Raw genomic sequence first — 25,445 nt, 5'->3', positions numbered from 1 at the left:
AGACGACCAGCTCGCAGCAGATGCCGGCCGTCGAGGCCCACGCCGACGTCATCGTCGTCGGGGCGGGACCGGCGGGGTCCGCGGCGGCGTACCACCTGGCCCGGTCGGGCCTGGAGGTGCTGCTGCTGGAGAAGTCCCGCTTCCCGCGCGAGAAGGTCTGCGGCGACGGCCTGACCCCGCGTGCGGTCAAGCAGTTGGTCGACATGGGGATCGACGTCTCCGAGGAGAACGGCTGGCTGCACAACAAGGGCCTGCGCATCATCGGCGGCGGCGTCCGGCTGGAGCTGGACTGGCCCGAGCTGGCGGCGTTCCCGGACTACGGGCTGGTGCGCAAGCGCGCGGACTTCGACGAACTGCTGGCCCGCCAGGCCGAGAAGGCCGGGGCCAAGCTGCACGAGGGCTGCAACGTCACCGGCCCGGTACTGGACGAGCGCACCGGCCGCGTCGTCGGTGTGACGGCGCGGTTGGAGGACACGGGTTCCGACGAGAAGGGCGCGGCGAAGCGCGAGGTCGAGTTCCGGGCGCCGCTGGTGGTCGCGGCGGACGGCAACTCGACGCGGCTGTCGCTCGCGCTCGGGCTGCACCGGCGTGAGGACCGGCCGATGGGCGTCGCCTACCGGACCTACTTCACCTCGCCGCGTGCGGACGACGACTACCTGGAGTCCTGGCTGGAGCTCTGGGACCGCCGCGACGGCCAGGACAAGCTGCTGCCGGGCTACGGCTGGATCTTCGGCATGGGCGACGGGACCAGCAACGTCGGTCTCGGGCTGCTCAACACCACCAAGGCGTTCAAGGACATCGACTACCGCGAGCTGCTCAAGGTCTGGTGCGCCGGCATGCCCGAGGAGTGGGGCTACACGCCGGAGAACATGACCGAGCCGATCCGCGGTGCGGCGCTGCCGATGGCGTTCAACCGGCAGCCGCACTACAGCCGGGGCTTCCTGCTCGTCGGCGACGCGGGCGGGATGGTCAACCCCTTCAACGGCGAGGGCATCGCCTATGCGATGGAGTCCGGCCAGATCGCGGCGGGCGTCATCGTCCAGGCGCTGGCCCGGACCACCGACCTCGCCCGGGAGCGGGCGCTGGAGGCGTACCCGCGGATCCTCAAGGACGTCTACGGCGGTTACTACTCCCTCGGTCGCGCGTTCGTGAAGGCGATCGGTAACCCGCTGGTGATGCGGATGGCCGCGCAGCACGGGCTGACCCACCCGGTGCTGATGAAGTTCGTGCTGAAGCTGCTGGCCAACCTGACCGACCCGCAGGGCGGCGACGCCATGGACCGCGTGATCAACGGCCTTGCGAAGGTGGCCCCCAAGGCCTGACCCACCTCCACTCAACAACAGCCCCACCAGGCTTGTCCTGGTGGGGCTGTTGCGTTGTGTAGCCACTTGAATACCCAACGTCAGCATGACGCCTGGAAGTTCACTAACACGTGGAGCTCGGCAAAGCAAAACTTGCCATGGATCAGGAGCGGGTGATAGGCAACACCGCTCCGAGCTGCGCAAATGCGCTTCAGTGCCACTGCTTGTGAATGAATGCACACGTAAAGTGGCTGAATTTGCTTGCCCGTTACCTCATGATCATCCGTCAGGTGGCGTAGATCACAATCTTGGTCCGTGACCGCGTGTCGCAGATCACACGCGAAGAGGCATAGGATGCAGCCGTCTTGGGGGCTTGTGAACTGCCTCACAAATGGGGATGACAGTCATAGGAACTGCTCACGGGAGACCGAGAGGCTCGCGGGAGACGGAGACGACAGAGACGTCGGCTTGGACTGACGCCTGGAGAGGTCGTTCGGCATGAACGCTTATGCGCCGATTCTGGTACTTGGCGCCATCGCGGCTGCGTTCGCGATCGGGTCGGTGGCGATGGCCGCGTTGACCGGCCCCAAGCGCTACAACCGGGCCAAGCTCGATGCCTACGAGTGCGGCATCGAGCCGACCCCGCAGCCCGCCGGGGGCGGCAGGTTCCCGATCAAGTACTACCTGACGGCGATGCTCTTCATCGTCTTCGACATCGAGATCGTCTTCCTCTACCCGTGGGCCGTGACCTTCGACGCTCTGGGGATCTTCGGGCTCGTCGAGATGGTGCTCTTCATCGCCACCGTGTTCGTCGCCTACGCCTACGTCTGGCGTCGCGGCGGCTTGGAGTGGGACTGAGCGGCGTGGGACTGAGCGGCCTGGGACTGACTGGCGTGGCACTGACTGACGCGTCGAGAGAGGACTGACGAATGGGTATCGAGGAGAAGCTGCCCAGCGGCTTCCTGCTCACGACGGTCGAGCAGGCCGCGGGGTGGGTGCGCAAGAGCTCCCTCTTCCCGGCGACCTTCGGGCTCGCCTGCTGCGCCATCGAGATGATGACCACCGGCGCGGGCCGGTACGACCTGGCCCGGTTCGGGATGGAGGTCTTCCGCGGCTCGCCGCGACAGGCCGACCTGATGATCGTGGCCGGTCGGGTGAGCCAGAAGATGGCGCCGGTGGTGCGGCAGGTCTACGACCAGATGGCCAACCCGAAGTGGGTCATCTCCATGGGCGTCTGCGCCTCGTCCGGCGGGATGTTCAACAACTACGCGATCGTCCAGGGCGTCGACCACATCATCCCGGTCGACATCTACCTGCCCGGCTGCCCGCCGCGGCCGGAGATGCTGATGGACGCCATCCTCAAGCTCCACGACCAGATCCGCCACGAGAAGCTCGGCGTCAACAAGCGTCGCGCCCAGCAGGAGGCGGAGGAGCAGGCGCTGCAGGCGGTCCCGACCATCGAGATGAAGGGGCTGCTGCGATGAGCGAGCAGAATCCCGAGCAGAATCCCGAGCGGAGCGCCGAGTCCGGCGACGTCCCGGTGCCGCGCGAGGGGCAGACCGAGCTGGAGGTCATCGGCGTCCGGCACGGGATGTTCGGAGGCAGCGGGAGCGGTGACACCTCCGGCTACGGTCGGCTGGTCCGGCCGATCGTGCTGCCGGCGGCGAGCAGCCGACCGTACGGGGGCGTCTGGTTCGACGAGGTGGCCGACGAGTTCGAGGGCGCGCTGGAGGAGCAGGGGATCAGCCCGGAGGCCGCGATCGAGAAGACCGTGGTGGACCGGGACGAGATCACCTTCCACGTCCGCCGCGAGCACCTGGTGCAGGCGATGCGGACGCTGCGCGACGACCCGGCGCTGCGGTTCGAACTGTGCACCGGCGTCAGCGGCGTGCACTACCCGGGCGACGCGGGACGCGAACTGCACGCGGTCTACCACCTGCGGTCGATCACCCACGGGCGGCTGATCCGGGTCGAGGTGTCCGCGCCGGACGCGGACCCGCACATCCCGTCGACAGTCGCCGTCTACCCGACCAACGACTGGCACGAGCGCGAGACGTACGACTTCTTCGGCATCGTCTTCGACGACCACCCGGCGTTGATGCGGATCATGATGCCGGACGACTGGCTGGGCCACCCGCAGCGCAAGGACTACCCGCTCGGCGGCATCCCCGTCGAGTACAAGGGCGCGCAGATCCCGGCTCCCGACCAGCGGAGGTCGTACACCTGATGAGTACTCAACCGCACGCTCCTCAGCAGGCGGAGGCGCCCGGTCGCGAGACCACCGAGGGACGCGTCTACACCGTCACCGGCGGCGACTGGGACGAGATCGTCAGCGCGGCCGCGAAGGCGGACGACGAGCGGATCATCGTCAACATGGGTCCGCAGCACCCGTCCACCCACGGCGTGCTGCGGCTGATCCTGGAGATCGACGGCGAGACGGTGCGCGAGGCCCGCTGCGGCATCGGCTACCTGCACACCGGCATCGAGAAGAACATGGAGTTCAGGAACTGGACCCAGGGCACGACCTTCGTGACGCGGATGGACTACCTGACCCCGCTGTTCAACGAGACCGCCTACTGCCTGGCCGTCGAGAAGCTGCTCGGGATCACCGACGACATCCCCGAACGGGCCTCCGTCATCCGGGTGTTGATGATGGAGCTGAACCGGATCGCCTCGCACCTGGTCTGTCTGGCCACGGGCGGGATGGAGATCGGCTCCACCACGCTGATGATCTACGGCTTCCGTGACCGCGAGATCATCCTCGACATCTTCGAGCTGGTCACCGGCCTGCGCATGAACCACGCCTACGTCCGCCCCGGCGGGCTGGCGCAGGACCTGCCGCCCGGTGCGCTCGACCAGATCCGCGAGGGCGTCAAGCTGCTCCGCTCGCGGATGCCCGAGTACGACAAGCTGGCCACCAACAACCCGGTCTTCAAGGCCCGGTTGGTCGACGTCGGCTACCTGGACCTGGCCGGCTGCATGGCGCTCGGCGCCACGGGGCCGATCCTGCGCGCCACCGGCCTGCCGCACGACCTGCGCAAGACGGACCCGTACTGCGGCTACGAGCAGTACGAGTTCGAGGTGGAGACCACCGACACCGCCGACTCCTACGGCCGGTTCCTGATCCGGCTGCGCGAGATGGAGCAGTCGCTGCGGATCGTCGACCAGTGCCTGGACCTGCTCAAGGGGCACGGCGGCAACGGTTCGGGCAAGGGCGGCGGGATCGGCGGGCCGGTCATGGTCGCCGACAAGAAGATCGCCTGGCCGGCGCAACTGGCGCTCGGGCCGGACGGGATGGGCAACTCGCTCGACCACATCCGCACCATCATGGGCGAGTCCATGGAGGCGCTGATCCACCACTTCAAGCTGGTGACCGAGGGCTTCCACGTCCCGGCGGGTCAGGCCTACGCGGCGGTCGAGTCGCCCAAGGGCGAGCTCGGCGTCCACGTCGTCTCCGACGGCGGCACGCGCCCGTACCGGGTGCACTTCCGCGACCCGAGCTTCACCAACCTGCAGACGATGGCCGCGATGTGCGAGGGCGGGCAGGTCGCCGACGTGATCGTCGCCGTGGCCGGCATCGACCCGGTGATGGGAGGCGTGGACCGGTGAGTACCACCGAACCGCGGGAGAAGGCAGAACAGCGCACCACGGATCTGGGCCTGCCGGAGCTTCCGGCGGCGCCGTACCCGGCGGAGGTGCGGGAGCGGCTGGACCCGGACGCGGCGGAGATCATCGCCCGCTACCCGCAGTCGCGCTCCGCGCTGCTGCCGCTGCTGCACCTGGTGCAGGCGGAGGAGGGGTTCGTCTCGCGGACCGGGATCCGTTACTGCGCCGAGCAGTTGGGCCTGACCACGGCCGAGGTCACGGCCGTCGCCACCTTCTACACCATGTACCGGCGGCGTCCGGCGGGTGAGTACCACGTCGGGGTGTGCACCAACACGCTCTGCGCGGTGCTGGGCGGCGACCAGATCTTCGCCGAGCTGCAGGACCACCTGGGCATCGGCAACAACGAGACCACCGAGGACGGGCAGATCTCGCTGGAGCACATCGAGTGCAACGCGGCCTGCGACTACGCGCCGGTGGTGATGGTCAACTGGGAGTTCTTCGACAACCAGACCCCGGAAAGCGCACGGGAGTTGGTCGACCAGCTCCGGGCCGGCACGGACGTCGCCCCGACGCGCGGCGCGCGGCTGTGCAGCTTCCGGGAGACCGCGCGGATCCTGGCCGGGTTCCCCGACGAGCGGCCCGGCGCGGTGGACGAGTCCGGCGCGGGCGGCGCGCCCAGCCTGGCCGGGCTGCGCCTCGCGCGCGGCGAGACCCTCCCGGGCACCGGCGGTACCCACATCGTGGCGCCGCGTCAGGAGGACAGCCGCGAGACCGAGGACGTCCGCGAAGCCGAAGACGCCCGCACAGCCGAAGACGCCCAGCAGGCCGGGGCAGAGCAGGACGGCACGGGCACGGAAGGGGACGAGGCATGACCGCGACGCACCCGGAGAAGCTGCTCTCCCCGGTCCTGTCGGCGACCTGGGACGACGAGAAGCCCTGGACGCTTGCGACCTACCGCGCGCACGACGGCTACAAGGGCCTGCACGAGGCGCTGCGGATGGACCCGGACGCCGTCATCGCCCTGGTCAAGGACGCGGGCCTGCGCGGTCGCGGCGGCGCGGGCTTCCCGACGGGCATGAAGTGGCAGTTCATCCCGCAGGGCGACGGCAAGCCGCACTACCTGGTGGTCAACGCGGACGAGTCCGAGCCGGGCACCTGCAAGGACATCCCGCTGCTCTTCGCCAACCCGCACTCGCTGATCGAGGGCATGATCATCGCCAGCTGGGCGATCCGCTGCAGCCACGCCTTCATCTACCTGCGCGGCGAGACCGTGCCGGTGCTGCGCCGCCTGCACGCGGCGGTGGCCGAGGCGTACGAGGCGGGCTACCTCGGGCAGAACGTGCTCGGCAGCGGCTTCGACCTGGACATCACCGTCCACGCGGGCGCGGGCGCGTACATCTGCGGCGAGGAGACGGCGCTGCTCGACTCGCTCGAAGGCCGTCGCGGCCAGCCGAGGCTCCGGCCGCCGTTCCCGGCCGTCGCCGGTCTCTACGCCTGCCCGACGGTGGTCAACAACGTGGAGTCGATCGCGTCGGTCCCGGCGATCCTGCACAAGGGCAAGGACTGGTTCCGTTCGATGGGCAGCGAGAAGTCGCCCGGCTTCACGCTCTACTCGCTCTCCGGACACGTGACCAACCCCGGCCAGTACGAGGCGCCGCTCGGCGTCACGCTGCGGCAGCTGCTGGAGATCAGCGGCGGCGTCCGCGAGGGTCACCGGCTCAAGTTCTGGACGCCGGGCGGGTCGTCGACGCCGATGTTCACCGACCAGCACCTGGACGTGCCGCTCGACTACGAGGGTGTCGGCGCGGCGGGTTCGATGCTGGGCACCAAGGCGCTGCAGGTCTTCGACGAGACGACCTGCGTGGTCCGGGCGGTGACCCGGTGGACCGAGTTCTACGCCCACGAGTCCTGCGGCAAGTGCACGCCCTGCCGTGAAGGCACCTACTGGCTGGTCCAGTTGCTGCGCCGGATCGAGGCGGGCGAGGGCGAGCCGGGCGACCTGGAGAAGCTGCAGGACATCGCCGACAACATCAACGGCAAGTCCTTCTGCGCGCTCGGCGACGGCGCGGCCAGCCCGATCTTCTCCTCGCTGCAGTACTTCCGGGACGAGTACGAGCAGCACCTGCGCGAGCGCCGCTGCCCGTTCGACCCGGCGGCCTCGACGGTCTGGGCGGGGACGCGGGGACGGCGGTCCTCGGCTTCCGGCAGGCAGAGCCCTGACGACCCACCGGGAGACCGAGCAGCGCACGGCGACCTTGACCCGAGCGAGAACGGAGTGCTGGCGTGACCGCAACGGTCCCCGAAAAGGACGGTACGAAGGGCGGCGCGGAGGCGCGGCCCGACCTCCTGACCGTCACCATCGACGGCGTCGAGGTGAAGGTGCCCAAGGGCACCCTGGTCATCCGCGCCGCCGAGATGATCGGCGTCGAGATCCCGCGCTTCTGCGACCACCCGCTGCTGGCCCCGGTCGGCGCCTGCCGTCAGTGCATCGTCGAGGTGGAGGGCCAGCGCAAGCCGGTGGCCTCGTGCACCATCGAGTGCACCGACGGGATGGTGGTGAAGTCCCAACTCACCTCACCCGTCGCGGAGAAGTCCCAGCGCGGTGTGATGGAGCTGTTGCTGATCAACCACCCGCTTGACTGTCCGGTCTGCGACAAGGGCGGCGAGTGCCCGCTGCAGAACCAGGCGCTCTCGCACGGTCAGAGCGACAGCCGGTTCGACGGCGTCAAGCGGACCTACGAGAAGCCGATGCCGATCAGCACCCAGGTGCTGCTGGACCGCGAGCGCTGCGTGCTCTGCGCCCGCTGCACCCGGTTCAGTGAGCAGATCGCCGGTGACCCGTTCATCGACCTGGTGGAGCGTGGAGCGCTCCAGCAGGTCGGCATCGGGGCGGGGGACGACTTCCGGTCGTACTTCTCCGGCAACACCATCCAGATCTGCCCGGTCGGCGCGCTGACCTCGGCGGCGTACCGGTTCCGGTCGCGGCCGTTCGACCTCAGCTCCTCGGCGAGCGTCTGCGAGCACTGCGCGAGCGGCTGCGCGACGCGGACCGACCACCGGCGCGGCAAGGTGATGCGGCGTCAGGCCGGGGACGACCCGGCGGTGAACGAGGAGTGGAGCTGCGACAAGGGCCGCTTCGCGTTCCGCTACGCGCAGCTGCCGGACCGGATCCGGACCCCGCTGCTGCGCAACGCCGAGACGGGCGAGCTGGAACCCGCGTCCTGGCCGGAGGCGCTGGCCGCCGCCGCACGCGGGCTGGCCCAGAAGCGTCCGGGAGCGGCGCGCGCGGGTGTGTCGAGGGCGGGTGTACTCGTGGGTGGCCGGGCGACGGTCGAGGACGCGTACGCCTACGCCAAGTTCGCCCGGGTCGCGCTCGGCACCAACGACGTCGACTTCCGGGCACGCGTGCACAGCGCGGAGGAGGCCGAGTTCCTGGCCGCCGCCGTCGCCGGGCACGGCGTGGACCTGGACGGCAGGTCCACAGGCGGGAAGGCCGCCGTCGACTACGCGGCGCTGGAGAACGCGAAAACGGTCCTGCTGGTGGGCTTCGAGCCCGAGGAGGAGTCGCCGATCGTCTTCCTGCGGCTGCGCAAGGCAGCGCGGAAGCAGGGCCTGAAGGTCTACGCGATCGCGACCCACGCCTCGCGCGGGCTGACCAAGCTGGACGGGACGCTGCTCCCGGCCGCGCCGGGCACCGAGGCCGAGTGGCTGGAGGCGCTCGCCGAGGGCGAGCCCCTGGACGGCGACGCGGGCGAGGCGGCGCGCAGGCTACGCGAGCCGGGTGCGGTGGTGCTGGTCGGCGAGCGGCTGGCAGGCAGCGCGGGCGGATACAGCGCCGCACTGCGGCTGGCCCGGCTGGCCGGAGCCCAGTTGGCCTGGATCCCGCGTCGGGCGGGTGAGCGCGGCGCGGTCGAGGCGGGAGCCCTGCCCGGCCTGCTGCCCGGCGGCCGTCCGGCCACCGACCCGGAGGCGCGCCGAGAGGTCGCCGCCGCCTGGGGCCTGGCCGAACTGCCGCCCCGCCACGGACGCGACACCACCGGCATCCTCGCGGCCGCGGCCGGGGGCGAGCTCGACGCGCTGCTGGTCGGCGGCGTCGAGACGGACGACCTGCCCGACCCGGCCGCCGCCGAGGCGGCGCTGGAGAGGGTCGGCTTCGTGGTCAGCCTGGAGCTGCGGCCCAGCGCGGTCACCGAACGGGCGGACGTGGTGCTGCCGGTGGCGGCGGTCGCCGAGAAGGCGGGCACCTTCCTGGACTGGGAGGGCCGCGCCCGCTTCTTCGAAGTGGCGCTCAAGCCCGACCAGATGACGCAACGTCACCTGGAGGACGACCTCCGGGTGCTGCACATGCTGGCCGACGCCATGGACAAGCACCTCGGCTTGCCGGACCTGACGGCCGCCCGGCGCGAGCTGGACGCCCTCGGGCCCTGGCGCGGCGAGCGCGCCGACGCCCCGGTCGAGCTGGCCCGGCCGCTGCCGCGTCCCAGCGCGGGCGAGGCGGTGCTGGCCGGCTGGCGGCAGCTGCTCGACAACGGCGTGCTGCAGCAGGGCGACACCGCCCTGGCCGGCACCCGGCACCCGGCGGTGGCCCGGCTCTCGCCCGCCACGGCGGCCGAGGTCGGCGTCGCCGACGGCGCGCCGCTCACCGTCACCGGCCCGGCGGGCAGCGTCACGCTGCCACTGGCGATCACGGCCGAGCTGCCGGACCGGGTGGTCTGGATCCCGCTCAACTCCACCGCGGGCGCCGGCAAGGCGGACAACGGCACTGCGCGCTCCGCGGCGCGGGCGCTCGGCGCCGTCCCGGGACGGATCGTCGCGCTGGGGTCGGCCAACAACGACGGCACCGAAGTCAACGAAGCCAACGAAGGCACGGAAGGCATGGACACGGACGGCATGGAGGAGCAGCGATGATGCCTCACTCGGTGCAACTCGCGGCCGAGGACCTCTCCTTCTTCGGCCTGGACCCCTGGTGGCTGGTGCTGCTGAAGGCGGTGTTCTGCTTCGCGTTCCTGGTGCTGACGGTGCTGATCGCCATCGTCTGGGAGCGCAAGGTCGTCGCCTGGATGCAGCTGCGCATCGGCCCCAACCGGCACGGCCCCTGGGGCATGCTGCAGAGCCTGGCCGACGGCGTGAAGCTGGCGCTCAAGGAGGACCTGGTCGTCAGCGCCGCCGACAAGGCGGTCTTCATCCTGGCCCCGGTGCTCTCCGCGATGCCGGCCTTCATGGCCTTCGCGGTGATCCCGTTCGGCCCGGCCGACCACGAGATCTCCATCTTCGGCACCCGGACCACGATGCAGCTGACCGACCTGCCCGTCGGTATCCTGTTCATCCTGGCCACCGCCTCGATCGGCATCTACGGCATCGTGCTGGCCGGTTGGGCCTCCGGCTCGACCTACCCGCTGCTCGGCGGGCTCCGCTCGGCGGCGCAGATGGTGTCGTACGAGATCGCGATGGGTCTGAGCTTCGCGGCCGTCTTCCTCTACTCCGGGTCGATGTCGACCTCGGCGATCGTGGACGCGCAGTCGAAGACCTGGTTCGCCTGCCTGCTGCCGGTGAGCTTCCTGGTCTACCTGGTGTCGATGGTCGGTGAGACCAACCGCGCGCCGTTCGACCTCCCGGAGGCCGAGGGCGAGCTGGTCGGCGGCTTCAACACCGAGTACTCCTCGCTGAAGTTCGCGATGTTCATGCTGGCCGAGTACATCAACATGGTGACGGTCTCGGCCGTGGCCAGCGTGATGTTCCTGGGCGGCTGGCGCGCGCCGTGGCCGATCACCGCCTTCTGGGCGGGGGCCAACCACGGTTGGTGGCCGATGCTCTGGCTGATCGTCAAGATCCAGCTGCTGCTCTTCGTCTTCATCTGGCTGCGCGGCACGCTGCCCCGGCTGCGCTACGACCAGTTCATGAAGCTGGGCTGGAAGGTGCTGATCCCGGTCTCGCTCGTGTGGCTGGTCATGGTCGCCACCGTCCGGGCGCTGCGCGACCAGGGCTACAACTTCTCCCACATCGTCCTCTACGTCGGCGGCGGGGTGATCGCGCTGCTGCTGCTCTCGCTGCTGGTCGACATGCTGCGGCCGAAGAAGGGCGCGGAGCCCGCGGCGTCCGGCGTGGGAGTCGGCGGACCCGAGGCGTTCGACCCGATGGCGGGCGGCTTCCCGGTCCCGCCGATGCCGGGCCAGCAGCTTCCGGCCGTGCCCAGGCGGCCCTCGCGCAGCGGTGAGCAAGCCGTTCCGACCGTTCCCGCACTGAAGGGAGACGACGGTGCCTGACATGTTGGGACCCGCCGCAGGCTTCGGCGTGACCTTCAAGGCCATGTTCAAGAAGCGCCTGACCGAGCAGTATCCGGAGTACAAGAAGCCCACCGCGCCCAGGTTCCACGGCCGGCACCAGCTCAACCGGCACCCGGACGGGCTGGAGAAGTGCGTCGGCTGCGAGCTCTGCGCGTGGGCCTGCCCGGCGGACGCCATCTACGTCGAGGGCGCGGACAACACCGACGAGGAGCGCTACTCGCCGGGCGAGCGGTACGGGCGGGTCTACCAGATCAACTACGCCCGCTGCATCCTCTGCGGACTCTGCATCGAGGCCTGCCCGACCAGGGCGCTCACCATGACCAACGAGTACGAACTGGCCGACAGTTCCCGCGAGTCGCTCATCTACACCAAGGAGGAGCTGCTCGCCGGACTCACCGAGGGCATGGTCGACTCGCCCCACTCGATCTTCCCGGGCATGGACGAGCGCGACTACTACCAGGGCCACGTCACCGAGGCGGCCCCGGGCACGGTGCGCCAGGTCGCCGTCAGCAAGGGCGAGCAGCCGGACCAGGCCGACGAGGCCGACGAGGCCGACCATGCCGACCGGGCTGACCAGGCTGAGGAACAGAGCGAGGTGACGGCATGACCTCCACCGGAGAGGCCGTCCAGTTCTGGGTGCTGGCGGTGATCGCGGTCGGCGGCGCGCTGGGCATGGTGCTGATGCGCAAGGCGGTGCACTCCGCGCTCTGCCTGGCAGCGACGATGATCGCGCTGGCGATCTGTTACATGGCCGAGGGCGCGGTCTTCCTCGGCATCGTCCAGATCGTCGTCTACACCGGCGCGATCATGATGCTCTTCCTCTTCGTCGTGATGCTGGTCGGCGTCACCTCGGCCGACTCGGTCAAGGAGACGCTCAGGGGCCAGCGGGTCGCGGCGGTGGTCGGCGGGATCGGCTTCGGCGTGCTGCTGATGGCGGGCATCGCCAACGCGCACCTGCGGAACTTCACCGGCGTCGGCGCGGCCAACCAGGCCTCGGGCGGCAACGTCCAGGGCCTGGCCCGGCTGATCTTCACCCAGTACGTCTGGGCCTTCGAGGTCACCGGCGCACTGCTGATCACGGCGGCGGTCGGCGCGATGGTGCTGACGCACCGCGAGGCCACCGAGGTCCGCCAGAGCCAGCGTGACCTGGCCGAGCAGCGGGTCCGGTTGGGCCAGCAGGTCACGCCGCTGCCCGCGCCCGGCGTCTACGCCCGGCACAACGCGGTGGACGTGCCCGGCCTGCTGCCGGACGGCAGCCCGGCCGAGATCAGCGTCAACCCGACGCTGCGTCAGCGCGGCCAGATGCGCCGCGTCGGCACGGACCTGCTGCGCCGGATGGGCGAGCTGGAGACCGGCACCGCCGCCCGGCTGGGCCGGAAGACGCCCAAGTCGCGCTCCGGCACCGAACTGGCCCAGCTGGACCGGGCCCAGGACGAGCTGGAAGCGAACGAAGAGGGGCAGGAGGAGCAGCAGTGAACCCCGTCAACTACCTGTACCTCGCGGCCCTGCTCTTCACCATTGGCGCCGTCGGCGTGCTGGTGCGGCGCAACGCGATCGTGCTGTTCATGTGCGTGGAGCTGATGCTCAACGCCTGCAACCTGGCCCTGGTCACCTTCTCCCGGCTGCACGGCAACCTGGACGGGCAGATCATCGCCTTCTTCACGATGGTGGTCGCGGCGGCCGAGGTGGTCGTCGGTCTCGCCATCATCGTGAGTGTCTTCCGCACCCGTCACTCGGCCTCGGTCGACGACACCAACCTCATGAAGCTGTAGCGGCGGAGGCTGACTGACCGTGGACAATCTCATCCCCGTACTGGTCGCGGTGCCGCTGCTGGGAGCTGCCCTGCTGCTCCTCGGCGGACGCCGCCTCGACGGAGTCGGGCACCTGCTCGGTACCGTCGCCGCCTTCGCCTCCTTCGGCGTCGGGCTGGCGCTCTTCTTCCAGATGTTGGGCCGTCCTGTGTCCGGGCGTACCGTCACGGACCATCTGTTCACCTGGATTCCCGTCAACGGCTTCCAGGCCGAGGTCGGGTTCCAGCTGGACCAGCTGTCGATGACCTTCGTGCTGCTGATCACGGGCGTCGGCTCGCTGATCCACCTGTACTCGATCGGGTACATGGCGCACGACGAGAAGCGCCGGCGGTTCTTCGGCTTTCTCAACCTCTTCCTCGCGGCCATGCTGCTGCTGGTGCTGGCCGACAACTACCTGCTGCTCTACGTCGGTTGGGAGGGCGTCGGCCTGGCGTCCTACCTGCTGATCGGTTTCTGGCAGCACAAGCCCAGCGCGGCGACGGCCGCCAAGAAGGCGTTCCTGGTCAACCGCGTCGGTGACGTCGGCCTGTCCATCGCGGTCATGCTGATGTTCACCACCTTCGGCACCTTCGCCTTCACCCCTGTCTTCGCGCACGCCTCGCAGGCCACCCAGGCGACGCTCACCGGCATCGGGCTGATGCTGCTGCTGGCCGCGTGCGGCAAGTCCGCTCAGGTGCCGCTGCAGTCCTGGCTCGGGGACGCGATGGAGGGCCCGACCCCGGTCTCGGCCCTGATCCACGCGGCGACCATGGTGACCGCCGGCGTCTACCTGATCGTCCGCTCCTCGGCCATCTTCAACCTGGCGCCCACGGCCCAGCTGGCGACGGTCGTGGTCGGCACGGTGACGCTGCTCTTCGGTGCCATCGTCGGTTGTGCCAAGGACGACATCAAGAAGGCGCTCGCCGGTTCCACCATGTCGCAGATCGGCTACATGGTGCTGGCCGCCGGGCTGGGGCCGATCGGCTACGTCTTCGCGATCATGCACCTGGTCACCCACGGCTTCTTCAAGGCCGGGCTCTTCCTCGGCGCCGGATCGGTCATGCACGGCATGAACGACGAGGTGGACATGCGGAAGTACGGCGGGCTGCGGAAATACATGCCGCTGACCTTCGTCACCTTCGGCCTCGGCTACCTGGCCATCATCGGCTTCCCCGGTCTGTCCGGCTTCTTCTCCAAGGACAAGATCATCGAGGCGGCCTACGGCCACGGCGGCACCGAGGGCTGGATCCTTGGCACCTGCGCGCTCATCGGCGCGGCCGTGACCGCGTTCTACATGACCCGCGTGATGCTGATGACCTTCTTCGGCGAGAAGCGCTGGCAGCCGGACGCTGAGGGCCACGAGCCGCACCCGCACGAGTCGCCGATGGTGATGGGCATCCCGATGGCGGTCCTGGCGGTCGGTTCGGTTCTGGCCGGCTTCCTCTTCAACCTGAACTCCTCGTTCCTCCACTGGCTCTCGCCGGTCACGGGTTACCAGGAGGGCCACTCGCCGCTGAGCACCACCGAGGTGACGATCGGGACGATGGTGGTGCTGGTCCTCGGCGTCACCGTCGCCTGGATGATGTACGGGCGCAAGCCGGTCCCGGCCGTTCCGCCGCTGGGCTCGGCGCTCACCCGGGCGGCCCGGCGCGACCTGCTGCAGGACGACTTCAACCACGTGGTCCTGGTCAGCGGCGGCTCGCACCTGACCCGCTTCCTGGTCTACCTGGAGGGCAAGGGCCTGGACGGGCTGGTCAACGGCATCGCCGCGCTGGTCGGCGGCACCTCCGGCCGCGTGCGCAAGCTCCAGAACGGTTATGTCCGCTCCTACGCCCTGTCGATGTTCGGCGGCGCGCTGGTGCTGGTCGCCACGACGCTTTTGATGAGGGCCGTCGCATGAGTTCATTCCCTTGGTTGACCGTTACGGCGGCTCTCCCGGCCGTCGGTGCGATCGTCACGGCTGCCCTGCCCGCGGCGACGAACTCCCGCAGCAGGGACCGCAACAAGGTCGTGCCGCTGGTCTTCTCCGTCGCCACGCTGGCGATCGCGTCGATCGTCACCGCCCGGTTCGTGCCGGGCGGGGCGCGCTTCCAGATGACCGAGAACCACAGCTGGATCTCGCAGTTCGGCATCTCCTACAGCCTCGGCGTCGACGGTATCGCGGTGGTGCTGGTCCTGCTGACGGCCGTGCTGGTGCCGTTCGTGATGCTGGCGTCCTGGCACGAGGCCGACCCGATCACCGACGACTCGGGCACCTTCGAGCGCAACCGCCGCACCCAGGGCTTCTTCGCCCTGATCCTGGCGGTCGAGGCGATGGTGGTGCTCTCCTTCGAGGCCACCGACGTCTTCCTCTTCTACGTCTTCTTCGAAGCCATGCTGATCCCGATGTACTTCCTGATCGGCGGCTTCGGCGACCGGACGGCGGGGGAGGACGCGAAGCAGCGCAGCTACGCGGCCGTCAAGTTCCTGCTCTACAACCTGCTCGGCGGCCTGGTGATGCTGGCGGCGGTGGTCGGGCTCTACACGATCACCCACACCTTCGACCTGGTCGCCATCACCGACGCGCTGCAGAACGGCACGCTGCACTTCTCGCCGGTCGCGGAGAACGCGCTGTTCCTCGGCTTCATGTTCGCCTTCGCGGTCAAGGCGCCGCTCTGGCCGCTGCACACCTGGCTGCCCAACGCCATGGGCGAGGCGACGCCGGGCGTGGCGGTGCTGATCACGGCCGTGGTCGACAAGGTCGGCACCTTCGCGATGCTCCGCTTCTGCCTGCAGCTCTTCCCACAGGCGAGCAAGACCTTCGCGCCGACGATCCTGGTGCTGGCCGTGATCAGCATCATCTACGGCGCGCTGCTGGCGGTGGGTCAGAAGGACATCAAGCGGCTGGTCGCCTACGCGTCCATCTCGCACTTCGGCTTCATCATCCTGGGCATCTTCGCGCTGACCAGTCAGGGCCAGTCCGGAGCCACCCTCTACATGGTCAACCACGGTGTCTCCACGGCCGCGTGGCTGCTGGTGGCGGGCTTCCTGATGTCGCGGCGCGGCAGTCGGCTCATCTCCGACTACGGCGGGGTGCAGAAGGTCGCACCGGTGCTGGCGGGGACGTTCCTGGTCGGCGGACTGGCGATCCTGTCGCTGCCCGGCCTCGGCCCGTTCGTCAGCGAGTTCCTGGTCCTGGTCGGCACCTTCGAGCGGTACCCGGCGCTGGGCATCGTCGCCACGGCGGGCATCGTCCTGGCCGCGCTCTACGTGCTGGTGCTCTACCAGCGCACCATGACCGGTCCGGTCAAGCCCGGCAACGAGAAGGTGGCCGACCTGAAGGCCCGTGAACTCGTGGTCGTGGCACCGCTGATCGCGATGCTGCTGGTGCTGGGCATCTACCCGAAGCCCATCGCCGACATCGTCAACCCGTCGGTCAACACCACGCTCTCCCAGGTCGGCCGCACCGACCCGGCCCCGCACGTCAACGTCGCCATCACCAACACGGCTGGTTCCACCAACTCGGGAGGCGGCCAGTGAGCGCGCATTTCACCACCCTGGCGGCGGTCACCACCGTGCCGCCCATCCCCGCGCCGCACATCGAGTACTGGCAGTTGTCGCCGATGCTCGCCGTCTTCGCGGCCGCGCTGGTCGGCGTGCTGGCGGAGGCCTTCGTTCCGCGTCGGCACCGGTACCGGGTGCAGGTCGGCATCGCGCTGGTCGGCCTGGCCACCGCCTTCGGGCTGATCGTGACACTGGCCGCGCAGGGCTACGCCACCAACAAGGCGGACCTGGCCGCCATGGGCGCGGTCGCCGTCGACGGTCCGTCACTCTTCCTCCAGGGCGTGATCGCGCTGGTCGCGGTGGTCGCCGTGCTGGGATTCGCGGAGCGGCGGCTGGAGCCGAGGTCGTCGACCGGAGCGCCGGTCGACTCCTTCGCCCCGCAGGCGGCGGCCGTCCCCGGCAGCGACCCGGAGAAGCGCGCGGCGAACTCCGGCTTCGCCACCACCGAGGTGTACCCGCTGACCATGTTCGCGGTGGGCGGGATGCTGCTCTTCCCGGCCGCCTCGGACCTGCTGACCATGTTCGTGGCGCTGGAGGTCTTCTCCCTCCCGCTCTACCTGCTCTGCGCGCTGGCACGCCGTCGCCGGCTGCTGTCGCAGGAGGCGGCGGTCAAGTACTTCCTCCTCGGCGCGTTCTCGTCGGCGTTCTTCCTCTTCGGCCTGGCGCTGCTCTACGGCTACGCGGGGACGGTCCAGCTGGGCGGGATCGCCGCGGTGGTCGAGGGCCGGGCGCCGGTCACCCCGGCGCTGGCGGTGAGCACCGGCAACGACGCGCTGCTGCTGATCGGTCTGGCCATGCTGGGCGTCGGCCTGCTCTTCAAGGTCGGCGCGGTCCCGTTCCACATGTGGACCCCGGACGTCTACCAGGGCGCGCCGACGCCTGTCACCGGCTTCATGGCCGCCGCGACCAAGGTGGCCGCCTTCGGCGCGCTGCTGCGGCTGCTCTACGTGGCCTTCCCCGGCCTGGTCTGGGACTGGCGGCCGGTCATGTGGGGCGTGGCGATCCTCACCATGGTGGCCGGTGCGGTCATCGCGGTGACCCAGACCGACGTCAAGCGCCTGCTGGCGTACTCGTCCGTCGCGCACGCGGGGTTCATCCTCACCGGCGTCATCGCGACGGACCGGGCGGGGCTGTCGGCGGTGCTCTTCTACCTGGCCGCCTACTCCTTCGTCACCCTGGGCGCCTTCGCGGTGGTCACCCTGGTCCGGGACGCGGACGGGGAGGCGACGCACCTGTCGCGCTGGGCCGGTCTCGGGCGGCGCTCGCCGCTGCTGGCGGCGGTCTTCGCGCTCTTCCTGCTGGCCTTCGCGGGCATCCCGCTGACGTCCGGCTTCACCGGGAAGTTCGCGGTGTTCCAGGCCGCGGCGGGCAGCGGCGCCACGCCGCTGGTCATCGTCGGTGTGCTGTCCTCGGCGGTGGCGGCGTTCTTCTACATCCGGGTCATCGTGCTGATGTTCTTCTCGGACCCGCGTCCTGACGGACCGACCGTGGCCGTGCCGAGCGCGCTGACCGGGACCGCGATCGCCCTGGGTGCGGTGGTCACCGTGGTCCTCGGCGTGCTGCCTGAGTACTTCCTGCATCTTGCGAACCAGGCGTCCCTGTTCGTACGGTGACGCATCCGTTGATCACTTCGCGCGCCCGGCCTGCACCTTCGTAGGCCGGGCGCGCGCAGTGATCGACTCCCGACCGGATACGCTGCCCTTGATGGCTTCTCTCCGCCAGCCACCCGACCAGCGACAGGAGTGTTCCCGGTGACCGTCGTGGGGCCCTTCGGGCTGAGCGTGCAGGACCAGGCACTGGAGGCCGATGTCCGCGAGGGCATGGCGGCCGTCGAACAGGCCCTCGCCGACGCCACCAAGAGCGATGTGCCGTTCATCACAGTCGGCGCACAGCATCTGCTGCACGCCGGGGGCAAGCGCTTCCGTCCGCTGCTGACGCTGCTCGCCGCACAGTTCGGCGACGCCAACGCGCCCGGCATCGTCCCGGCCGCCGTCGTGGTCGAGCTGACCCACCTGGCGACGCTGTACCACGACGACGTCATGGACGAGGCGTCGATGCGCCGCGGCGCGGTCAGCGCCAACGCCCGCTGGGACAACTCGGTCGCCATCCTCACCGGCGACTTCCTCTTCTCCCGCGCCTCGCAGATCCTGGCCGACCTCGGGCCCAAGGCGGTCCGGCTCCAGGCCCAGGCGTTCGAGCGGCTGGTCACCGGCCAGATCCTGGAGACCGCCGGTCCCGGCCCTGACGACGACCCGGTCCGCCACTACCTGGACGTGCTCTCCGGCAAGACCAGCTCGCTGATCGCGGTCTCCTGCCACCTGGGCGCGCTGCTGGCCGGGGCGGACGAGCGGGTCGTCGACATACTGACCCAGTACGGCGAGCGCATCGGCACCGCGTTCCAGCTGGCCGACGACATCCTGGACGTGGCCAGCGAGAGCCGCGAGTCCGGCAAGACGCCCGGCACCGACCTGCGCGAGGGCGTCCCCACGCTGCCGGTCCTGCTGCTGCGCGCCACCGAGCCGGACCCGTCCGTCCCGGGCGACCTGCGGCTGCGCGAGCTGACGGCCGGGCCGATCGAGGACGACGAGCTGCACGCGGAGGCGCTGGAGCTGATGCGCGCCCACCCGGCCCTGGCGCAGGCCCGCGAGGACACGCTGCGCTGGGCGGAGGAGGCCCGCGAGCTGCTCGGCCCGCTCCCGCCCTGCCCGGCCAAGTCCGCGCTGGAAGGCCTGTGCGACGCGGTGGCCCTGCGCACGATGTAAAGCTGTGCGCGAGTACATCGCGCAACGGCCCCGGAGGGGCTTGGGTTTTCATACGATGCAGCCATGCCTGCTACCTCCGGCGCTCTGCGCGTGGTCATCGCTGAAGACTCGGTCCTGCTCCGTGACGGCCTGACCCGGTTGCTGACCGACCGGGGGATGGAGGTCGTCGGCGCGGTCGGCGACGGCGAGGCGCTGCTGGCGCTGGTCGACCAGCTGGCCGGCGCGAGCACCGAGTCGGGCGGTGAATCGGGCGGCGGCGTCCCCGACGTGGTCGTGGCGGACGTGCGGATGCCGCCGACCCACACCGACGAGGGCGTCCGGGCCTGCATCGAACTGCGGGCCCGCCACCCGGAGGTCGGCACGCTGGTGCTCTCCCAGTACGTGGAGGAGCGCTACGCCTCCGAGCTGCTCGCGAGCACCACGCGTGGGGTCGGCTACCTGCTCAAGGACCGGGTCGCCGAGGTGCGGGAGTTCGTCGACGCGGTCAGCCGGGTCGCCGCGGGCGGCACCGCGCTGGACCCGGAGGTGGTGGCCCAGCTGCTCGGCCGCAGCCGCCGCCACGACACGCTGGAGGCGCTCACCCCGCGCGAGCGCGAGGTCCTCGGGCTGATGGCGGAGGGCCGCAGCAACACGGCGGTGGCCCGGCAGCTGGTGGTCTCCGACGGCGCGGTGGAGAAGCACGTCAGCAACATCTTCCTGAAGCTCGGCCTGACCCAGAGCCCCGAGGACCACCGCCGCGTGCTGGCCGTGCTGCGCTACCTGAACTCCTGAACCGTCCCTGAGGCTGAACTGACCCTGACGCGTCCAGTCCGCCGCTCGTGCGCGAGTCGAGCGCGGCCCGGCAGGGTGCGGCTCGGAGGGAAGAAATTCCTGACGGTGTGTCAGATATCCTAGTGCCATGATCCCCCGCCCGGCGGGTGCGGCGACATAGGATTTCAGCGGAGCACCACCACCACTATCGGTGACGAGGGAGGCCCAAGGTCGTGACCAGCAGGGTCGAGGAGACGGGTTCTGCGTTCGACGATTCCCATGACGCCGGGAAACGGGTCAAGCGGCTCGACCGGGTCGTGATCCGGTTCGCCGGGGACTCGGGCGACGGTATGCAGTTGACCGGTGACCGGTTCACGTCGGAGACGGCGGGATTCGGGAACGACCTGTCGACGCTGCCGAACTTCCCGGCGGAGATCCGGGCGCCTGCCGGGACGCTGCCTGGCGTGTCCAGTTTCCAGTTGCATTTCGCGGATCACGACATCCTGACGCCGGGTGACGCTCCGGACGTGCTGGTGGCGATGAACCCGGCCGCGCTCAAGGCCAACCTGGCCGACGTGCCGCACGGCGCGGAGATCATCGTCAACACCGACGAGTTCACCAAGCGCGCGCTGGCCAAGGTCGGCTGGCAGAGCGACCCGCTGGACGACGGGACGCTCGCGGCCTACCAGGTGCATCCGGTGCCGCTGACCACGCTGACGGTGGAGGCCCTGAAGGAGACCCCGCTGGCGCGTAAGGACGCGGAGCGGGCGAAGAACATGTTCGCGTTGGGGTTGTTGTCGTGGATGTATCACCGTCCGACGGAGGGGACGGAGGGGTTCCTGCGGGCGAAGTTCGCGAAGCGTCCGGAGATCGCCGAGGCGAATGTGTTGGCGTTCCGGGCGGGGTGGAACTACGGGGAGACGACGGAGTCGTTCGCGGTCTCGTATGAGGTGGCTCCGGCGTCGAAGGCGTTTGCTGCGGGCCGGTATCGGAACATCTCGGGGAACCTGGCGCTGGCCTATGGGTTGGTGGCGGCGTCGCGGCGGTCGGGGTTGTCGTTGTTCCTGGGTTCGTATCCGATCACGCCGGCGTCGGACATTCTGCATGAGTTGTCGAAGCACAAGAATTTTGGGGTGCGGACGTTCCAGGCGGAGGATGAGATCGCTGGGATCGGTGCGGCGTTGGGTGCGGCGTTCGGCGGCGCGTTGGGGGTGACGACGACGTCGGGTCCGGGGGTGGCGCTGAAGTCGGAGACGATCGGGCTGGCCGTCTCCCTTGAACTTCCACTCGTCGTGGTGGACATCCAGCGGGGTGGTCCGTCGACGGGGTTGCCGACGAAGACGGAGCAGGCGGACTTGTTGCAGGCGATGTTCGGCCGCAATGGGGAGGCGCCGGTGCCGATCGTGGCTCCTGCGTCGCCGGGGGAGTGTTTCACGGCGGCGTTGGAGGCGGCGCGGATCGCGTTGACGTATCGGACGCCGGTGTTCCTGCTCTCGGACGGGTATCTGGCCAACGGGTCGGAGCCGTGGCGGATTCCGGAGGTGGACGAGTTGCCCGACTTGCGGGTGGAGTTCGCGTCGGGGCCGAACCGGGAGGACGGTTCGTTCTGGCCGTATCTGCGGGATCCGGAGACGTTGGCGCGGCCGTGGGCGGTGCCGGGGACGCCGGGGTTGGAGCACCGGATCGGTGGGATCGAGAAGCAGGACGGGACGGGGAACATCTCCTACGATCCGGCGAACCACGACCTGATGGTCCGGACCCGGCAGGCGAAGATCGACGGCATCGCGGTGCCGGATCTGGTGGTGGATGATCCGGGCGGGGACGCGCAGTTGCTGGTGTTGGGCTGGGGGTCGACGTTCGGGCCGATCGCGGCCGGGGTCCGCCGGGTGCGGACCGCGGGCGGCAAGGTGGCCCACGCGCAGTTGCGGCACCTGAACCCGTTCCCGGCGAACCTGGGCGAGGTGTTGGGTCGCTATGAGCGGGTGTTGGTGCCGGAGATGAACCTGGGGCAGCTGGCGCTGTTGCTGCGGGCCAAATATTTGGTCGATGCGCGTTCGTTCACGCAGGTCAGTGGCATGCCGTTCAAGGCCGAGCAGCTCGCCGCCCGGATCAAGGAGGCACTCGATGACTGAGCAGACCGAGCTCACCCTGACGGATGTGTCGAGGCTGACCGCGAAGGACTTCAAGTCCGACCAGGAGGTCCGCTGGTGCCCGGGCTGCGGGGACTACGCGATCCTGGCCGCGGTCCAGGGCTTCCTGCCGGAGCTGGGCATCGCGCGGGAGAACATCGTCTTCGTCTCCGGGATCGGCTGCTCCTCCCGCTTCCCCTACTACCTCAACACCTACGGGATGCACTCCATCCACGGCCGCGCCCCGGCGATCGCCACCGGGCTGGCGTCCTCGCGCCCGGACCTGTCGGTCTGGGTGATCACCGGCGACGGGGACGCGCTGTCCATCGGCGGCAACCACCTCATCCACGCCCTGCGCCGCAACGTCAACCTGAAGATCCTGCTGTTCAACAACCGGATCTACGGCCTGACCAAGGGCCAGTACTCACCCACCAGCGAACAAGGCAAGATCACCAAGTCCACCCCCATGGGCTCCCTCGACGAGCCGTTCCGGCCGCTCTCGCTCGCGCTGGGAGCGGAGGCGTCCTTCGTCGCCCGGACCATCGACTCGGACCGCAAGCACCTCACCGAGGTGCTGCGCGCCGCCGCCCAGCACCGGGGCACCGCGCTGGTCGAGATCTACCAGAACTGCAACATCTTCAATGACGGAGCGTTCGAGATCCTCAAGGATCCGGGCACCCGCGACACCGCGCTGCTGCGGCTGGAGCAGGGTCAGCCGTACCGGCTGCCGGGCAAGGACGGCGACGACGGCGAGGACGGTCCGGAGATCGTCCACGACGCCCACGACCCCGACCCCACCCGGGCGTTCGCGCTCTCCCGGCTCAGTCTGCCGACGCCGATCGGCATCCTGCGGGACGTCCAGCGGCCCGCCTACGACCGCCAGCTGAACGAGCAGCTCGACCAGGCCGTCGCCACGCAGGGCCCCGGTGACCTGGGCGCTCTTCTCGCCGGGGGCGACACCTGGACGGTGAACTGAATCGATCTTGACGGTTTCTCCACGTGGTCCTGGGTTTGAATGTGGCCCGGACCACGTGGAAACCCACGAATTGCGATCGAAGAGATAACGAGGTTGTTAGAGACGCGCTAAGATCCCAGCTTCCGTTAAGGGATGTCCGATTTGTCTTATCGGGCCGGAGTATGCATGTGACGTCAACTCCCGCCCGGATCGGAACCCATCATGGCCGGCACCATCAGCCCCTCTGGCGAGGTAGAACTCCCGGAGAGCCTCGGCTACCGAGTGAAGAAACGTTTGCTCGGCAAGCCCCTGGTCACGGAGCAGCTCTCCCACGAGAAGCTCTCGAACTCGGTCGCCCTCGGCGTCCTGGCCTCGGACTGCATCTCCTCCATGGCCTACGGCTCCGAGCAGATGCTGGTGATCCTGATCCCGGCGATCGGCATCGCCGCCTTCACCGCGCTGATCCCGCTGACCTTCGTCATCCTGGGTCTGCTGGTGCTGCTGACGTTCTCCTACCGCGAGGTCGTCAGCGTCTACACCCGCGCCGGCGGTTCCTACGTCGTCGCGCGTGAGAACTTCGGTCCGCGGGTCGCGCAGATCGCGGCCGTCGCGCTGCTGATCGACTACATCGTCACTGTGGCCGTCCAGGCGGCCGCCGGTACCGACGCGATCGTCTCGCTCGGCCAGTTCCTCTGGGGGAACGCGGGCTTCATCACCTTCCTGTCCGCCCACAAGCTGTGGCTGACGGTCGCCGTGGTGCTGCTGCTCTGTTACGGAAACCTGCGCGGCATCCGCGAGGCCGGTCGGGCCTTCGCGCTGCCGGCGTACCTGTTCATGGTGGGCATGGGCCTGCTGGTCGTCGTCGGACTGATCCGGGTGATCCTCGGCGACCACACCCAGCTCAACACCCACCAGGCGGGGATGTACACGCTGGGCACCGGCCACAGCGGATTCTTCTACGGCGCGGGCCTGCTGGTCATGCTGCGCGCCTTCGCCAACGGCGGTTCCTCGCTGACCGGCCTGGAGGCCATCTCCAACGGCGTCAGCACCTTCCGCAACCCGCAGGGCGCCAACGCCCGCAAGACCATGGTCGTGATGTCGGCCGTGCTGGGCACCGGCGTCCTCGGCGTCTCGCTGCTGGCGCACGTCACCCACGCCACGCCGTTCGTCAGCGGTACGCCGACCGTCGTCTCGCAGGAGGCCAGCTGGGCCTTCGGCAACAGCTGGTTCGGCTACGCGGCGCTGGTCTTCGTCCAGCTGGTCACCGCGCTGGTCCTCTACACCGGTGCCAACACCTCCTTCAACGGCTTCCCGTTCCTGGCCAGCTTCGTCGCCGAGGACTCGTTCCTGCCGCGCCAGCTGACCCGACGCGGCCACCGGCTGGCGTTCTCCAGCGGCATCATCGTGCTGACCGCCGTCTCGCTGGTGCTGCTGATCGCCACCAACGGCGACCTCACCCACCTGGTCAGCCTCTACGCGATCGGCGTCTTCACCGGCTTCACCATGGCCGGCGCGGGCATGGTCAAGCACCACTGGGACCGGAGGGGGACGCCCAAGCGCGGGATCAAGATCGCCGTCAACGGTGCGGCGGCGGTCGCCTCGTTCCTGGTCGTCGGGATCTTCGCGGTCACCAAGTTCACCGAGGGCGCCTGGGTGGTCGTGGTGATCTTCCCGATCGGCGTCTGGTCGCTGATCAAGGTCAACAAGCGCTACCGCGAGGAGGCGGAGGCGCTGGCCACCGCCCCGGTCGACACCACCAACCCGGTGGTGCGCCGCCAGGTGATGTACATCCTGGTCGACCGCGTCGACCTGGCCGTGCTCAAGGCGATCCGCTACGCCCGCTCGCTGCGGCCGTCCGAGATACGCGCGGTCCACTTCATGATCGACGACCGCGAGGCCGAGCGCCTGAAGGTCCAGTGGGCCAACGCCGAGGTCGGCGACCTGCCGCTGGAGATCGTCGAGTGCCCGGACCGGCGGATCACCCGCTCCCTGGTCGAGCTGATCGCGCGCACCTCCAAGCGCGAGAAGAGCCAGATCACGCTGCTGATCCCGGAGCGCAACTACTCGCCGGTCCTGGGCCGGCTGCTGCACCGCCGCACGGCCGACCAGGTCGCCCGCGCGGTCGGCAAGCTGCCCAACGTGGTGGCGACCATCGTCCCGTTCGACGTGGTCAGCGCACACGACGAGCTGGAGGACGCCGCGGCCTCGGGTGTGAAGCTGGAGACGCTCGAGCACATGGACCCGATGGACCACCTGGACGCTTCGTCCAACTGACGCCCACTTTTGGGACCCCTGCCCGATTTCCGGGCAGGGGTCCTGTCGTTT

19 protein-coding genes and 1 pseudogene are annotated in these 25,445 nt (G+C 69.5%); all 20 read left to right on the top strand.

Features of this window, described 5'->3' with window-relative positions; genetic code table 11:
* Window positions 1-20: 20 nt before the first annotated feature.
* The 20 genes and pseudogenes from I2501_RS08335 (at window position 21) to I2501_RS08240 (ending at window position 25,394) form a co-directional block, all read left to right on the top strand.
* On the top strand, window positions 21-1,322 hold the full coding sequence (locus I2501_RS08335) for a geranylgeranyl reductase family protein (protein WP_196193620.1): 1,302 nt from the start codon (window positions 21-23) through the stop codon (window positions 1,320-1,322).
* A 477-nt stretch (window positions 1,323-1,799) separates the two neighbouring features.
* A complete protein-coding gene (locus I2501_RS08330; protein WP_196193222.1) occupies window positions 1,800-2,159 on the top strand; it encodes an NADH-quinone oxidoreductase subunit A in 360 nt (119 codons plus the stop codon).
* Window positions 2,160-2,230: 71 nt separating this feature from the next.
* Complete coding sequence (locus I2501_RS08325) at window positions 2,231-2,785, top strand: NuoB/complex I 20 kDa subunit family protein (RefSeq protein WP_196193221.1); 555 nt, start codon at window positions 2,231-2,233, stop codon at window positions 2,783-2,785.
* A pseudogene (locus I2501_RS08320) lies at window positions 2,701-3,528 on the top strand (NADH-quinone oxidoreductase subunit C); the annotation flags it as partial. The gene I2501_RS08325 and the pseudogene I2501_RS08320, both read left to right, overlap by 85 nt.
* Window positions 3,528-4,910 carry an NADH-quinone oxidoreductase subunit D gene (locus I2501_RS08315; RefSeq protein ID WP_196193219.1) on the top strand — a complete coding sequence of 461 codons (1,383 nt, stop codon included), beginning with the start codon at window positions 3,528-3,530 and terminating at the stop codon, window positions 4,908-4,910. The pseudogene I2501_RS08320 and the gene I2501_RS08315, both read left to right, overlap by 1 nt.
* The gene (gene nuoE / locus I2501_RS08310) at window positions 4,907-5,779 is read left to right on the top strand and encodes an NADH-quinone oxidoreductase subunit NuoE (protein WP_328806269.1); all 873 of its coding nucleotides are present in this window, start codon (window positions 4,907-4,909) and stop codon (window positions 5,777-5,779) included. The genes I2501_RS08315 and nuoE overlap by 4 nt, the downstream gene beginning before the upstream one ends.
* Entirely contained in the window at window positions 5,776-7,194 is a 1,419-nt protein-coding gene (nuoF, locus tag I2501_RS08305; RefSeq protein ID WP_196193217.1) for an NADH-quinone oxidoreductase subunit NuoF, read from the top strand. The genes nuoE and nuoF overlap by 4 nt, the downstream gene beginning before the upstream one ends.
* On the top strand, window positions 7,191-9,815 hold the full coding sequence (locus I2501_RS08300) for an NADH-quinone oxidoreductase subunit G (protein ID WP_196193216.1): 2,625 nt from the start codon (window positions 7,191-7,193) through the stop codon (window positions 9,813-9,815). Before nuoF ends, I2501_RS08300 begins: the two co-directional genes overlap by 4 nt.
* Window positions 9,812-11,170, top strand: coding sequence for an NADH-quinone oxidoreductase subunit NuoH (nuoH, locus tag I2501_RS08295; RefSeq protein WP_196193215.1), 1,359 nt, complete (start codon window positions 9,812-9,814; stop codon window positions 11,168-11,170). The genes I2501_RS08300 and nuoH overlap by 4 nt, the downstream gene beginning before the upstream one ends.
* A 1-nt stretch (window position 11,171) precedes the next feature.
* Window positions 11,172-11,798, top strand: a complete 627-nt coding sequence (gene nuoI, locus I2501_RS08290; protein ID WP_215909449.1) for an NADH-quinone oxidoreductase subunit NuoI — start codon at window positions 11,172-11,174, stop codon at window positions 11,796-11,798.
* On the top strand, window positions 11,795-12,667 hold the full coding sequence (locus I2501_RS08285) for an NADH-quinone oxidoreductase subunit J (RefSeq protein WP_196193213.1): 873 nt from the start codon (window positions 11,795-11,797) through the stop codon (window positions 12,665-12,667). The genes nuoI and I2501_RS08285 overlap by 4 nt, the downstream gene beginning before the upstream one ends.
* Entirely contained in the window at window positions 12,664-12,963 is a 300-nt protein-coding gene (gene nuoK, locus I2501_RS08280) for an NADH-quinone oxidoreductase subunit NuoK (protein ID WP_037605876.1), read from the top strand. The genes I2501_RS08285 and nuoK overlap by 4 nt, the downstream gene beginning before the upstream one ends.
* A gap of 19 nt (window positions 12,964-12,982) precedes the next feature.
* A complete protein-coding gene (gene nuoL, locus I2501_RS08275; protein WP_196193212.1) occupies window positions 12,983-14,881 on the top strand; it encodes an NADH-quinone oxidoreductase subunit L in 1,899 nt (632 codons plus the stop codon).
* The gene (locus I2501_RS08270) at window positions 14,878-16,500 is read left to right on the top strand and encodes an NADH-quinone oxidoreductase subunit M (protein ID WP_196193211.1); all 1,623 of its coding nucleotides are present in this window, start codon (window positions 14,878-14,880) and stop codon (window positions 16,498-16,500) included. The genes nuoL and I2501_RS08270 overlap by 4 nt, the downstream gene beginning before the upstream one ends.
* Window positions 16,497-18,137 carry an NADH-quinone oxidoreductase subunit NuoN gene (nuoN, locus tag I2501_RS08265; protein WP_196193210.1) on the top strand — a complete coding sequence of 547 codons (1,641 nt, stop codon included), beginning with the start codon at window positions 16,497-16,499 and terminating at the stop codon, window positions 18,135-18,137. Before I2501_RS08270 ends, nuoN begins: the two co-directional genes overlap by 4 nt.
* A gap of 138 nt (window positions 18,138-18,275) precedes the next feature.
* Window positions 18,276-19,286 (top strand): polyprenyl synthetase family protein, encoded by a 1,011-nt coding sequence (locus I2501_RS08260; RefSeq protein WP_196193209.1) that lies wholly within the window; start codon window positions 18,276-18,278, stop codon window positions 19,284-19,286.
* An 84-nt stretch (window positions 19,287-19,370) separates the two neighbouring features.
* Complete coding sequence (locus I2501_RS08255; RefSeq protein WP_328806303.1) at window positions 19,371-20,057, top strand: response regulator transcription factor; 687 nt, start codon at window positions 19,371-19,373, stop codon at window positions 20,055-20,057.
* A gap of 212 nt (window positions 20,058-20,269) precedes the next feature.
* A complete protein-coding gene (locus tag I2501_RS08250) occupies window positions 20,270-22,168 on the top strand; it encodes a 2-oxoacid:acceptor oxidoreductase subunit alpha (RefSeq protein ID WP_196193207.1) in 1,899 nt (632 codons plus the stop codon).
* Complete coding sequence (locus I2501_RS08245) at window positions 22,161-23,141, top strand: 2-oxoacid:ferredoxin oxidoreductase subunit beta (protein ID WP_196193206.1); 981 nt, start codon at window positions 22,161-22,163, stop codon at window positions 23,139-23,141. Before I2501_RS08250 ends, I2501_RS08245 begins: the two co-directional genes overlap by 8 nt.
* A 201-nt stretch (window positions 23,142-23,342) precedes the next feature.
* A complete protein-coding gene (locus I2501_RS08240) occupies window positions 23,343-25,394 on the top strand; it encodes an APC family permease (RefSeq protein WP_196193205.1) in 2,052 nt (683 codons plus the stop codon).
* Window positions 25,395-25,445 lie beyond the last annotated feature (51 nt).

The sequence above is a fragment of the Streptacidiphilus fuscans genome (genome assembly GCF_015690355.1).
GTDB lineage: Bacteria > Actinomycetota > Actinomycetes > Streptomycetales > Streptomycetaceae > Streptacidiphilus > Streptacidiphilus fuscans.
This window is presented reverse-complemented; position numbering and strand designations above follow the sequence as displayed.